Raw genomic sequence first — 13275 nt, 5'->3', positions numbered from 1 at the left:
GTGTGACGGCCAGTTTTCCATGCCGGTCCGTCGCCAACAGGGTGTTTTCCGCTGTACCTCACTGTTCTCGGACGGAGCGAGCGGCTTCTCCCTGTTCACGGCCCCCGCCCGGCCGGAAGCCGACTCGGCGCCATGTCGACTCGTCGACCCGCCGACATGTCGTCCGCCCGCCGTCGGATCGTGGCTGGTCACGGGACGCGAGCCACCGCGGTGCCATCAATCTGACCGACCGTTCGGTCAGGACATGGCTTTCGAGCTGCGAAAAGTAGGACCCGGTGTAGAAAGTGCTTTGTGTCACATGGCATGGTGTCCTGGGGCTCAGTCCGGTGTCGGACATGTCCTTCCTGTCGCTTGTGCGCCTGGAGGGACAGGTGATTGTCACCGTGACAGCCGGGACCAGGAGCCCCCGAGCGGAATCCGGCCTTCGGTCGGTAGAGAACATACGGAGCACCAATGGCAACTTCCGACTCGACCGCCCCAGGGCCGGGCGGCGCGATCGAGACCAGGGAGCGGCGGCGCGTCCTCGCCGGGACCATGGTCGGTACCACCATCGAGTGGTACGACTTCTTCATCTACGCGCAGGCCGCCGGCCTCGTGCTCGCCCCCCTGTTCCTGTCGCCGCTGACCGAGGCCAGTCCGGGGCTGGCCCAGGTCCTGTCCTTCGCGACCATCGGCATCTCCTTCCTCTTCCGGCCGCTCGGCGCGATCGTCGCGGGTGCCCTCGGCGACAGGTTCGGCCGCAAGCGCGTGCTCGTGGCGACCCTGGTCATGATGGGACTCGCCACCTGTCTGATCGGCCTGCTGCCCACCTACGCCCAGATCGGCGTGGCCGCGCCCGTCCTGCTGATCCTCCTGCGCATCCTCCAGGGCTTCTCCGCGGGCGGAGAGTGGGGCGGTGCGGCGCTGATGTCGGTGGAGCACGCGCCGGTCAACAGGCGCGGCTTCTTCGGCGCCTACCCGCAGATCGGGGTCCCCTGCGGCATGATCCTGGCGACCTTCGTCGTCTGGGTGATCACCGCCGCCATCGGTCCGGAGGCGTTCCTGGAGTGGGGCTGGCGCATCCCCTTCCTCCTGTCCTTCCTGCTGATCATCGTCGGCCACCTCATCCGCAAGTCCGTGGAGGAGTCCCCGGTCTTCAAGCTCATGCAGGCGCGCAAGGCCGAGACCTCCGCCCCGCTGGGCCGCCTGTTCCGCAACCACACCCGGGAGGTCGTCCTCTCCGCGCTGATCTTCGTCGCCAACAACGCCGCCGGGTACCTCGTCATCGCCTACCTGGCGACCTACGCCTCCCGGCCGGTCGAGGAGTTCGGCCTCGGCATGGACCGCGGGCCCGTGCTCCTGGCGACCACCCTCGCCTCGTTCGGCTGGCTCATCTCCACCCTCTACGGCGGCATCCTGAGCGACAGGCTCGGCCGGGTGCGGACCTTCCAGCTCGGCTACCTGCTGCTGGCCGCCTGGTCCGTGCCGATGTGGTTCATGGTCGACACCGGCAACATCTACATGTACTTCGCGGGCGTCTTCGTCTTCACGCTCACCCTGGGTCTGAGCTACGGCCCCCAGTCGGCGCTGTACGCGGAGATGTTCCCGGCCGAGGTCCGCTACTCCGGCGTGTCCATCGGCTACGCGCTCGGCGCGATCCTCGGCGGTGCCTTCGCGCCCACGATCGCGGAGCTGCTGCTCACCGAGACCGGCGCCTCGTGGTCGATCGGTGTCTACATCGTCGTGGCCTGCGCTGTCTCCTTCCTCGGGGTCTCCCTGGTGAAGGAGCCCAAGGGCGTCGACCTGTACGCGGGCGGCACCGAGCCGACCACGGCGGCGAAGTAGGAGGCGACGGGGCGGAGGACCGGTTCGCCGACCCGCCGCCCCGTCCCCTGTCTCCTTGTCGTCCAGCCGACTTGTCGATCCGTCGCTTCGTTGACCTGGAGACCTGTCTCCCCGGTCACCGGCCCCGCGACTCCGCGCGCTGGCGCGCCGGGCTCCGGCGGTTCACGCCATGATCTTGGAGTGCGTGAGGTGACGCCGGGGTCCGCGCACCTCCCAGATCCCGTTGTCGGGGTCCTGCCAGTGCGGCTCCAGGAGGTCCATCAGGTGCCGCTGGAGCTGCCAGGCCGGTTCCCGCGGCGGGATCCCGTGCTCCCTGGCCTGGTGGAAGACGTCCGTCACCTCGCCGTAGACGTCGAGCTGCCACTGCCGGGCCGCCTCGTTGCCGATCCTGACGGGACGGGCCCCTCGGAGCCGGACAGCCAGTCCAGCCCCGGTTCGGGCAGCCTGCGCTCCCCCCGATCCCGTACATGATCCGCGTCTGCGCGGGTTCGCCGGCCACCGCGCGCAGCAGCCACTCGCGCCAGTCGGCCGCCTCCCGTCCGTACTCCGACTCCAGCAGCGAGAGCAGCGTCAGCGTCGCGTGTCCAGCAGTAGCGGTGGTCCCAGTTGCGCACGCCGCCCAGAAACGCGTAGTCCTCGATGGGCAGGGCCACGCCCGCCTCCCCTCCGTTCACGACCGGATGCCCGCGTCCCCCGCTCCTGCGTCAGCGGCCCCCTCCCCCGCCTCCCGGCAGGAACTCCTGTGCCTTGGACCTGACACCCTGCCTGACCACGGACCACGCGTCGGGATCGCCCTTGGCCAGAGCCTTGGCCACGCTCTCCATCTGGTCCAGCGTCGCGTGCGGCGGGATCGGCGGGACGGCGGGATCGGTGACGAACTCGACCACGCAGGGCCGGTCCGCCGCCAGCGCCCGCTGCCAGGCGTCGCGCACGTCGGAGGGGTCCTCCACCTTGATCCCCATCAGCCCGACGCTCTCGGCGAACCCGGCGTAGGGGAAGTCGGGGATCCGCTGCGAGGGGAGGAACTGCGGTGCGCCGCCCATCGCGCGCAGCTCCCAGGTCACCTGGTTGAGGTCGCGGTTGTTGAGGACGGCGACGACGACCCGCGGGTCCTCCCACTCCCGCCAGTAGTGGCCGATGGTGATCAGCTCGTTGATGCCGCTCATCTGCATGGCGCCGTCCCCCACGAGCGCGACCACCGGCCTGTCGGGGTGGGCGAACTTCGCCCCCGTGGCGTAGGGGACGCCGGGGCACATCGTGGCCAGCGTGCCCGACAGCGTCCCGCGCATGCCCTCGCGGAACACCAGGTGCCGCGCGTACCAGTTGGCGGCCGAACCGGAGTCCGAGGTCACCATCACGTCGTCGGGCAGGAGCGGGGACAGTTCGTGGAAGACGCGCTCGGGGTTGACCGGATCGGCGTCCACGTGGGCGCGCCGTTCGAGGACCCGCCTCCACCGCGCGACGTCGTCCTCGATCTTCTCCCGCCAGGAGCGGTCGGTCCTGCGCTCCACGAGCGACAGCAGCATCCGCAGCGTCTCCGCGGAGTCGCCGACCAGGTTGCACTCGAAGGGGTAGCGCATGCCGACCATGGTCGGGTCGATGTCGATCTGGACGGCGCGCGCCCGGTCGAACTCGGGCAGGAACTGGCTGTACGGGAAGCTGGAGCCCACCACGAGCAGGGTGTCGCAGTCCCGCATCAGCTCGTAGGAGGGCCGGGTGCCGAGCAGCCCGATCGACCCGGTCACGAAGGGCAGGTCGTCCGGGAGGACGTCCTTGCCCAGCAGCGCCTTGGCCACTCCGGCGCCCAGCGCGTCGGCCATCTCGACGACCTCGTCCGCCGCTCCCCTGGCTCCCTGCCCGACCAGCATGGCGACGCGCTCGCCGGAGTTGAGGATCTCGGCGGCCTCGGCCAGCCCCTCCGGGGACGGTGTGGACCTCGGGGAGGGGAGCCCCAGGCTGGAGGGCACCATCTTGAACTCGTGCTCGGGCGGTGAGTACTCCAGGTCCTGCACGTCGGCGGGGATGATGACCGCCGTGACCGTGCGCCTGCTCGCGGCGGTCCGCATCGCCCGGTCCAGTACGTTGGGCAGCTGCTCGGGGACGGTCACCATCTGGAGGTAGTCGCTGGCCACGTCCTTGTACAGCGACATCAGGTCGACCTCCTGCTGGTAGGAGCCGCCCATCGCGCTGCGCGCGGTCTGGCCCAGGATCGCCACCACCGGGACGTGGTCGAGCTTGGCGTCGTAGAGGCCGTTCAGCAGGTGGATGGCCCCGGGGCCCGAGGTGGCCGCGCACACCCCCACCCGGCCGGAGAACTTGGCGTAGCCGGTGGCCTCGAAGGCCGCCAGCTCCTCGTGCCGTGACTGGATGAAGCGGGGCCGGTCGCCCGCCCGCTCCCATGCGGCGAGCAGGCCGTTGATGCCGTCGCCCGCGTAGGAGAAGACGCGGTCGACCCCCCACTCGCGCAGACGCTTCAGTACGTGGTCGGACACCAGTTCCGCCATGACCGCTTCCCTCCCGGGTTCGACGCCGTCGGTCGGCACCGCCCCGCGGCGCCGCGGGGCGGTGCGCGCGAAGGAGCTGTCCCGGCGGCTCGCGGCCCCGGGGCCGCCACGGGGGTGCCTCGCTGGCGCGACTACCCCGACTCCCGCGTCCGCACTCACAGCACGGTCCGCGGTCCGCGCGCCTGGCCGCCACGGTCGCGGGATGGTCGCCTTCACCACGGTCGCGGGTCGTCCACCGCTGCCACGGTCGCGGCCCGGCCACCGCTGCGCCGCACCGCGGTCCGGACGTTCGCCCGTCCGCGGGGTCGGTCAGTGGTGTGTGGCGGTCGCGGGCGGTGGAGTCCACCACCCGAGACCGCCCATGAGGAAGAGTGACCTGCATCACGCCGGGTAATTATTCACCAACAGCCCCTTGCGTCACGGGGACACACGAAACGGACGCGACACGGTGGAGGTAACCATGTCCAACCGGACATCGGCCCAAGGCGTGACCAGGGTTCCCGGAAAGCCGATCCGTATCGCCGCGCTCGTCTACGGCATCGTCTTCCTGCTGGTGGGTGTGATGGGCTTCATCCCCGGCCTGACCACGAACTACGACCAGATGCAGTTCGCCGGGCACCACTCCGAGGCCTTCCTGCTGGGCGTCTTCCAGGTGTCGATCCTGCACAACCTGCTCCACCTGGTCCTCGGCGTGGCCGGGGTGGCGATGGCGCGTACCGCCGGTCTGGCGCGGACCTACCTCATCGTCGGAGGCCTGGCCTACCTGGTGCTGTGGGTCTACGGGCTGCTGGTCGAGTCCGGCGACCCGACGAACATCGTGCCGCTCAACCACGCCGACAACTGGCTGCACCTGGTGCTGTGGCTGAGCATGATCGCGCTCGCGATCGTCCTCGCGCCCTCCCGCCGACGCCGCGCCAGGCACTGACGCGGTGACCGAGGCGGTTCACCGGAACGGCACTGACCAGCGTGATCTTGTACTTGTAGCGAGGTTGGGCGTTCGAGGTGCGCTACAAGTACAAGATCATCACGGAGGAAACCTCCTGGTTCACACCAGCAATGTTTGTGACCAGACCATTGGTGCACCCCGAACGGGCCCGCACGCACCGGGGCCGCCCGAACGGGTCCGTTCGAACGGGTCCGCACGCGACCGGCCCCGGCCCCCGAACGAGGACCGGGGCCGGGTGAGCGCGGGCCAGCGCGGTCAGCGCCGGTCGAGCCACTCGTAGGCGGCGCTGGTGGCGCAGGCGTAGACCGTGTGGTGCAGCAGGTCCACCGCCACCTCCTCGGCGCCCCACTTCCAGGCCGGGGGCGCCGTGCCCGTGGCCGGGAGGGCGACCTGCTCACCGCCCCACACCAGTGCCAGGTGCGCGGCCGCAGCCGCGGTGCCGTGCAGCCCGGCGGCGCCCAGCAGCCCCCGGACCGCCCCCCACGAGGTCCCGTAGCCCCAGTGCACCGCGGTGTTGAACCGCTGCTCACCCGAGGGCCCCTCCGGCCGCACCCCGAGCACCCTCCCGGCGGCGTCGGCGGGCGAGGTGCTGCCTCCCCTGCCGCGCAGCTTGGCCTCGGCCGTGCTGGAGACCGTCATGGCCGCCGTGCCGACCACCCCCGCCAGCAGTCCCCTGCCGACGGCGGACGAGGTGTGCGCGAGGGCCCGTGCCAGCCGTTCCACCACGCCCGCCTCAGCGCTCCACCACGTGCCGCTTGTTGGGCACGCAGTGGGTCATCGTCAGCCCCGACACGTCGCGGGGGCCGTTCCTGCCCAGGTTGGCCATGCGCCGGCGCTCCCCCTCGTCCAGGGTCTGGCTCCGCAGCGGCTCCAGGTGCGCCACGTCGCCCGGGCCGATGCCCAGCCCCTCGCCGACGCGCAGCCCCAGGTCGTCGTCGACCATGAGGAAATGCCAGACCATCCGCTCCTGGATCGGCCGGTCGCACTGGGAGAGCTGCCCGGTGAAGTTGCGCACCAGGTCGTCGCGCTCCCACTCCTCCATCAGCGTGTACCGCTGCCCCGCCTGCTGGTAGTCGTTGGTGCGGGAGATGCGCTTGCGGGTGACCCGCCCCCGGATCTCCGGCCCCTGCTCGTCGTGCGTGGGGTACTGCCCCTCACGCAGGCCGCCGTTGATGGACGGCTCGTAGTTGACGTGCGGGTTCTCGCCCCCGGAGTCCTGGTGGTAGGCCATCAGCCCGTCGCGTTGGTTGGTGCGCACGTTCGCGTTCCTGGCCTGGTTCACCGGCAGCTGGAGGTAGTTGGGCCCCACCCGGTAGCGCTGTGTGTCGCTGTAGGAGAAGGTGCGCCCGACGAGCATCTTGTCGTCGGAGAAGTCCAGGCCGTCCACGAGCACGCCGGTGCCGAAGGAGATCTGCTCGTTCTCCGCGAAGTTGTCCGACACGTTCCGGTCGAGCACGATCCGCCCCACCGCCCTGGGCGGGAAGTCCTGCTCCGGCCAGGTCTTGGTGTCGTCCAGCGGGTCGAAGTCGAGCTCGGGGTGCTCCTCGTCGCTCATCATCTGCACGAGCAGCTCCCACTCGGGGTACTCGCCGCGGTCGATGGCCTCGTGCAGGTCCTTGGTCGCGTGCCCGGTCTCCTCCGCCTGGAGGTTGGCGGCGTCGGCCTCGGTCATGCTGCGCACGCCCTGCCTGGGCATCCAGGTGTACTTGACCAGGACGGTCTCGCCCACGTCGTTGACCCACTTGTAGGTGTTGACGCCGAAGCCCTGCTGGTGCCGGTAGTCCGCCGGGATGCCGCGCGGGCTGAACAGGTTGACCAGCATGTGCATGCACTCGGGTGTCTGCGACATGAAGTCGAAGATGCGGTTGGGCTCCTGGCGGAAGGTCACCGGGTCCGGCTTGAGGGCGTGGATCACGTCGGGGAACTTGATGGCGTCGCGGATGAAGAACACCGCCAGGTTGTTGCCCACCAGGTCCCAGTTGCCGTCCTCGGTGTAGAACTTGACCGCGAACCCGCGCGGGTCGCGCGCGCACTCCGAGGAGTCCCTGCCGCCGATGACCGTGGAGAAGCGCAGCGCGACGTCGGTCCGCTTCCCCTGGCCCTGGAACAGCTTGGCCCGCGTGTAGCGGCTGATCGGCTCGTCGCCCCACGAGCCGTAGGACTCGAAGTAGCCGAACGCGGTCGCCCCGCGCGCGTGCACCACCCGCTCCGGGATGCGCTCCCGGTCGAAGTGGCTGATCTTCTCCAGGAACTGGTAGTTCTCCAGCGTCGCGGGCCCCCGCTCACCGACCGTGCGCTGGTTCTGGTTGTCGTAGACCGGGTGTCCCTGCCGGTTCGTGAGCACCTCGCGGTCGTCTCCCGGCGCGGATCCCTGGCTGGATACGTCGGTCATGGAACTGGTCCCCCACCACGTCGTCATGATCCCTGTCCAGGTGCCCCCTGCCCACTGCCGCGGCCCCGGACGCGCGGCGGGGGAAGTTCTTACCAACTGGAGGGAGTACCGGAACCCTCCCCCTGTCGGGGAAGTCCGGAAAGGGGGTTTTCTCCCTTCCCCGGCGCCGGTGTTTCACGTGAAACCCCGCGTCCGGGCCGCGTCACAAAAGCCCCATGGAACCGCCACGGGCGGCGTGTCCCCGCTCGCCCGGGGTCCCGCCCGGCACACGGTGGGGATCCGGACCCATGCCCTCCGCGTCCGTGGGTAGCGGGAGACCTGGAGACCATCGACGGGCCCCGGGCCCGGGGCGGAGGCGAGCATGGGCGTACGCACGTGGATCGAGTCGTGGCCGGTGTACCGGCAGTTCACCGGGGACGACCCGACGGGGCGCGGGGCCGCCGCGAAGTCCCGCCGGTCGGAGAACCTCAGGGCCCGCACCGAGGAGGCCGACCGGGTCGTGAAGTCGGTCTGCCCCTACTGCGCGGTGGGCTGCGGACAGAACGTCTACGTCAAGGACGAGAAGGTCGTCCAGATCGAGGGCGACCCGGACTCGCCGATCAGCCGCGGGCGGCTGTGCCCCAAGGGGTCGGCCAGCCTCCAGCTCACCACCGGTTCCGGCCGCGAGGAGAAGGTCCTGTACCGGCGCCCGTACGGCACCGACTGGGAGGAACTCGACCTCGACACCGCCATGCGGATGGTCGCACACCGCGTCGTGCGCACGCGCGAGCAGACCTGGGAGCGGGAGCACGAGGGGCGCCGGGTGAACCGGACGCTGGGGATCGCCAGCCTCGGCGGCGCCACGCTGGACAACGAGGAGAACTACCTCATCAAGAAACTGCTGACCTCGCTCGGTGTCGTCCAGGTGGAGAACCAGGCCCGCGTGTGCCACAGCTCCACGGTCGCCGGGCTCGGGACGTCCTTCGGCCGCGGCGGGGCGACCATGTTCCTCCAGGACCTGCAGAACTCCGACTGCATCGTCATCGAGGGCTCCAACTTCGCGGAGGCCCACCCGGTCGGATTCCAGTGGGTCATGGAGGCCAAGGCCCGCGGCGCGGTGGTCATCCACGTCGACCCCCGGTTCAGCCGCACCAGCGCGCTCGCCGACATGCACGTGCCCATCCGCGCGGGCACCGACATCGCCTTCCTCGGCGCGATCATCAACCACGTCCTCACCGAGGAGAAGTACTTCCTCGACTACGTCCGCACCTTCACCAACGCCGCCACGATCGTCGGCGAGGAGTTCCAGGACACCGAGGATCTGGACGGCCTGTTCTCCGGCTTCTCGGAGGAGGACAAGAGCTACGACGTCACCACCTGGAGCTACGAGGGAGGCGAGGTCTCCGCGGCGGCGGGCGACCGCGACCAGCTGAGCGAGGCGGAGCGGGCCAGGGGCGAGGGCACCAGCCGCTCCGGACGCCCCGAACAGCAGGGGTCGGGCGGCGCGGTGATCAGGAACCCCTCCTCCGAGGACCCGACGCTCACCCATCCCCGCTGCGTGTTCCAGATCCTCAAACGCCACTACGCGCGCTACACGCCCGAGACGGTCGAGGAGGTGTGCGGCATCCCCAAGGAGACCTTCCAGCGAGTGTGCGACCACCTCACCAGCAACTCGGGCCCCGACCGCACCAGCGCCTTCTGCTACGCCGTGGGCTGGACACAGCACACCGTCGGCTCCCAGTACATCCGGGCCGCCTCCATCCTCCAGTTGCTGCTGGGCAACATCGGCCGTCCGGGGGGAGGCATCCAGGCCCTGCGCGGGCACGCCAGCATCCAGGGCTCCAGCGACGTGCCGACCCTGTTCGACCTGCTGCCGGGCTACCTGCCGATGCCGCACGCCCACGAGGAGCAGTCCCTGGAGACCTACGTCCGGGCGGTCGGCCAGCCGCACAGGGGCTTCTGGGCGAACATGGAGTCCTACATGGTCAGCCTGCTCAAGGCCTGGTGGGGCGAGCACGCGACGGCCGACAACGACTACTGCTTCGACCACCTCCCGCGGCTCACCGGGTCCCACAGCCACTACGACACCGTGATGGCCCAGATCGCCGGGGACTGCAAGGGCTACTTCCTCATGGGGGAGAACCCCGCCGTGGGGTCGGCCAACAGCCGGGCCCAGCGCATGGGCATGGCCGAGCTGGACTGGCTGGTCGTGCGCGACTTCTCGCTGATCGAGAGCGCCACCTGGTGGAAGGACGGGCCGGAGATCGAGTCCGGTGAGATGCGGACCGAGGACATCGGCACCGAGGTGTTCTTCTTCCCGGCCGCGGCGCACACCGAGAAGTCGGGCACCTTCACCAACACCAACCGGCTGCTCCAGTGGCACGACCGGGCCGTGAGCCCGAGCGGGGACCAGCGCAGCGACCTGTGGTTCATGTACCACCTGGGCCGGACCATCCGCGGGATCCTCGCCGACTCCGACGACCCCAAGGACCGCCCCGTCCTCGACCTCACCTGGGACTACCCCCTGGAGGAGGACGGCGAGCCCGACGCCGCCGCGGTCCTGCGCGAGATCAACGGCCACGACGCCGAGGGCCGTCCGCTCACCGTCTACACCGAGCTGCGCGACGACGGGTCGACCTCCTGCGGCTGCTGGATCTACTGCGGCGTCTTCAAGGACGGGGTGAACCAGGCGGCGCGCAGGAAGCCCCACACCGAGCAGGACTGGATCGCCGGCGAGTGGGCCTGGGCCTGGCCGGACAACCGGCGCGTCCTGTACAACCGCGCGTCCGCCGACGCGGAGGGCCAGCCCTGGAGCCCCCGCAAGAGCCTCGTGTGGTGGGACGCGGACAGGGGCAGCTGGGTCGGGCACGACACACCCGACTTCGAGAACCGCAAGGCGCCCGACTACCGCCCGCCCGAGGGCGCCCGGGGGGTCGAGGCCCTGTCGGGGACGGACGCCTTCATCATGCAGGCCGACGGCAAGGCGTGGCTGTACGCGCCCGCGGGACTCAACGACGGTCCGATGCCCACGCACTACGAGCCGCAGGACACCCCGTTCGAGAACCCGCTGTACGGGCACCAGCGCAACCCGACGCGCCTGCTGTACCCGCACGAGTACAACCGGTACCACCCAGCCCCCGGCACGCCCGGGGCCGACGTCTTCCCGTACGTGGTGACGACCTACCGGCTCACCGAGCACTTCACCGCGGGCGGGATGAGCAGGTGGACGCCCTACCTGGCCGAACTCCAGCCCGAGTTCTTCTGCGAGGTCGGCCCCGAGCTGGCCGGGGAGCGCGGTCTGGAGCACGGCGGCTGGGCCACCGTCGTCACGGCGCGCAACGCCATCGAGGCCCGTGTCATGGTCACCGACCGGATGGCGCCGCTGCGGGTGCAGGGACGGGTGGTCCACCAGATCGGGATGCCCTACCACTGGGGGCCCAACGGGTACTCGACCGGGGACGCGGTCAACGAGCTGATGCCCATCGCGCTCGACCCCAACGTGCACATCCAGGAGGTCAAGGCGATCACGGCCGACATCCGGCCGGGGCGCAGGCCCCGGGGCGCCGAACGCCTCGACCTGGTGCGCGAGTACCGGGAGCGGGCCGGAATCACGGAAGAGACGGGACTGGAGGTGTGAGCGTGTCCGCGGAGAGCAACGGGGACGGCAGGCACGAGAGGGTCGGATTCTTCACCGACACGAGCGTGTGTATCGGATGCAAGGCCTGCGAGGTCGCCTGCAAGGAGTGGAACATGGTCCCCGAGGACGGCCTGGACTTCACGTCCATGTCGTTCGACAACAGCGGGGGTCTGAGCGCGGACACGTGGCGGCACGTGGCCTTCGTCGAGCAGCGGGAGCCCCTCGGCCACCAGGACCCGGGCGTGGGGCGGCCCGGGGCCGTCGACCTGGGCATGCCCTCCTTCGAGCTGCCCGGTGCCGCCACGGGCGCCGACGAGCGCGGCGAGTTCCGCTGGCTGATGTCCTCGGACGTGTGCAAGCACTGCACCAGCGCCGCCTGCCTGGACGTGTGCCCGACCGGCTCCCTGTTCCGTACCGAGTTCGGCACGGTGGTGGTGCAGGAGGACATCTGCAACGGCTGCGGGTACTGCGTTCCGGCCTGCCCCTACGGGGTCATCGACAAGCGGGAGGAGGACGGCCGGGTCTGGAAGTGCACCCTGTGCTACGACCGGCTCGGCGACGGCCTGGAACCCGCCTGCGCCAAGGCCTGCCCCACCGACTCGATCCAGTTCGGCAACCTGGACGAACTGCGTGCGCGCGCGGAGGCGCGGGTGGCCGACCTGCACCAGGCCGGGGTGTCCTCCGCCCGTCTGTACGGCGATGACCCCGAGAACGGGGTGGACGGCGCGGGCGCGTTCTTCCTGCTGCTGGACGAACCCGAGGTCTACGGGCTGCCGCCGGACCCGGTGGTGACCACCCGGGACCTGCCGTCGATGTGGCGGCACGCCGGTGTCGCGGCGGCGGCGCTGGTGGTCGGAGCGGCCGCGACGTTCGCGGGGAGGCGCTGATGAGCTCGTCGGACGTGACCAAGGAGGGCATGCGCGGGCAGCGCCCCGGACGGGAGGCCGTCACGGGGGCCGCCGACGTCGTCGGGGAGGACCAGCGCCGCGAACACGGTGAGGGGCGCCGCAGGAGGAAGGGGCGCGGCGAGCCCACGCGGGTGCCCGACGCCGAGTTCCGCTCCTACTACGGCAGACCGGTCCTCAACCAGATCGTGTGGAAGGCCTCCGACATCGGCGGCTACCTGTTCCTGGGCGGGCTCGCCGGGGCCTCGTCGGTGCTCGCCGCCGGCGCCGAGCTGACCGGCCGACCGGCGCTGGCCCGCCCCCTCAAGTACGCCGCCCTGGGCGCGATCTCCGGTTCGACGGCCGCGCTCATCCACGACCTGGGGCGCCCCGAGCGCTTCCTCAACATGCTGCGGGTGGTCAAACCGACCTCGCCGATGAGCGTCGGATCCTGGATCCTCATGGCCTACGGCCCGCTCGCCGGGGTCGCCGCGGTGACCTCCGCCACCGGGTGGTTCCCGGGGATCGGCCGGGCGGCCACCCTGGGCGCCGGTGCGGTGGGGCCGCTGGTGGCCACCTACACGGCGCCGCTGGTGTGCGACACCGCGGTGCCGTCCTGGCACGACGGCTACCGGTACATGCCGTTCGTGTTCGCCTCCTCCGCGGCCTCGGCCGCGGGCGGGATGGGCCTGGTCACCGCGCCCCTGGCGCAGAGCGGTCCCGCGCGCCGCGCCGCCGTGGGCGGGGCCCTGGCCGAGACGGTGCTCTTCGAGGCGATGGAGCGCCGGATGGGGCTGTCCGGCGAGCCCTACCGCCGGGGCACGGCGGGCGGCTTCGTCCGCGCCGCCAGGGCGCTCACCCTGGCCGGTGCGGCCGGTGCGGTGCTGGGCCGCCGCAGCCGGTTGGCGTCCGCGGTGAGCGGCGCCGCCCTGCTGGCCGGTTCCGCGTGTACCCGGCTCGGCGTCTTCCACGCGGGCAGGCAGTCCGTGGCCGACCCCAAGTACACGGTGGTGCCGCAGCGCCGCAGGCTGGCCGAGCGGGAGGCGGAACTCAAGGGCGCCGACGCGGCCGCCGTCCCCCGGGCCCGGACGGCGGAGGAGTGAGCGGAG

At 70.9% G+C, this 13275-nt stretch carries 8 protein-coding genes and 1 pseudogene; 5 read left to right on the top strand and 4 right to left on the bottom strand.

Annotated elements, in window-relative coordinates; translation table 11 throughout:
* Positions 1-453: 453 nt before the first annotated feature.
* Complete coding sequence (locus tag HGB44_RS05305) at positions 454-1824, top strand: MFS transporter (protein ID WP_061082557.1); 1371 nt, start codon at positions 454-456, stop codon at positions 1822-1824.
* Positions 1825-1989: 165 nt separating this feature from the next.
* Here the strand turns inward: HGB44_RS05305 and HGB44_RS05300 are convergent.
* Both HGB44_RS05300 and HGB44_RS05295 read right to left on the bottom strand, forming a co-directional pair.
* Positions 1990-2447, bottom strand: a pseudogene (locus HGB44_RS05300) (glycoside hydrolase family 15 protein); the annotation flags it as partial.
* A gap of 81 nt (positions 2448-2528) precedes the next feature.
* Positions 2529-4328, bottom strand: coding sequence for a thiamine pyrophosphate-requiring protein (locus HGB44_RS05295; RefSeq protein ID WP_061082556.1), 1800 nt, complete (start codon positions 4326-4328; stop codon positions 2529-2531).
* A gap of 460 nt (positions 4329-4788) precedes the next feature.
* Between HGB44_RS05295 and HGB44_RS05290 the strand changes: the two genes are divergently transcribed.
* Positions 4789-5253 (top strand): DUF4383 domain-containing protein, encoded by a 465-nt coding sequence (locus tag HGB44_RS05290; RefSeq protein WP_168443960.1) that lies wholly within the window; start codon positions 4789-4791, stop codon positions 5251-5253.
* Positions 5254-5529: 276 nt separating this feature from the next.
* On the opposite strand, the gene HGB44_RS05285 is transcribed toward HGB44_RS05290, so the two are convergent.
* Together HGB44_RS05285 and HGB44_RS05280 are read right to left on the bottom strand one after the other, a co-directional pair.
* The gene (locus tag HGB44_RS05285) at positions 5530-5997 is read right to left on the bottom strand and encodes a hypothetical protein (protein ID WP_061082569.1); all 468 of its coding nucleotides are present in this window, start codon (positions 5995-5997) and stop codon (positions 5530-5532) included.
* Between the two features lie 10 nt (positions 5998-6007).
* Positions 6008-7666 carry a catalase gene (locus tag HGB44_RS05280; protein ID WP_061082554.1) on the bottom strand — a complete coding sequence of 553 codons (1659 nt, stop codon included), beginning with the start codon at positions 7664-7666 and terminating at the stop codon, positions 6008-6010.
* Between the two features lie 361 nt (positions 7667-8027).
* Between HGB44_RS05280 and fdh the strand changes: the two genes are divergently transcribed.
* The 3 genes from fdh to nrfD are packed head-to-tail and all read left to right on the top strand — an operon-like array spanning position 8028 to position 13269.
* A complete protein-coding gene (fdh, locus tag HGB44_RS05275) occupies positions 8028-11282 on the top strand; it encodes a formate dehydrogenase (protein WP_061082553.1) in 3255 nt (1084 codons plus the stop codon).
* Positions 11279-12169 (top strand): 4Fe-4S dicluster domain-containing protein, encoded by an 891-nt coding sequence (locus HGB44_RS05270; RefSeq protein WP_168443959.1) that lies wholly within the window; start codon positions 11279-11281, stop codon positions 12167-12169. Before fdh ends, HGB44_RS05270 begins: the two co-directional genes overlap by 4 nt.
* Positions 12169-13269, top strand: a complete 1101-nt coding sequence (gene nrfD / locus HGB44_RS05265; protein WP_061082552.1) for an NrfD/PsrC family molybdoenzyme membrane anchor subunit — start codon at positions 12169-12171, stop codon at positions 13267-13269. Before HGB44_RS05270 ends, nrfD begins: the two co-directional genes overlap by 1 nt.
* The last annotated feature ends 6 nt before the right edge of the window (positions 13270-13275 follow it).

The sequence above is a fragment of the Nocardiopsis alborubida genome, from assembly GCF_012396365.1.
In the GTDB taxonomy this organism is placed as follows: Bacteria; Actinomycetota; Actinomycetes; order Streptosporangiales; family Streptosporangiaceae; genus Nocardiopsis; species Nocardiopsis alborubida.
Note: the sequence above shows the minus strand (reverse complement) of the source record. Positions and strands in the feature narration are given on the sequence as shown.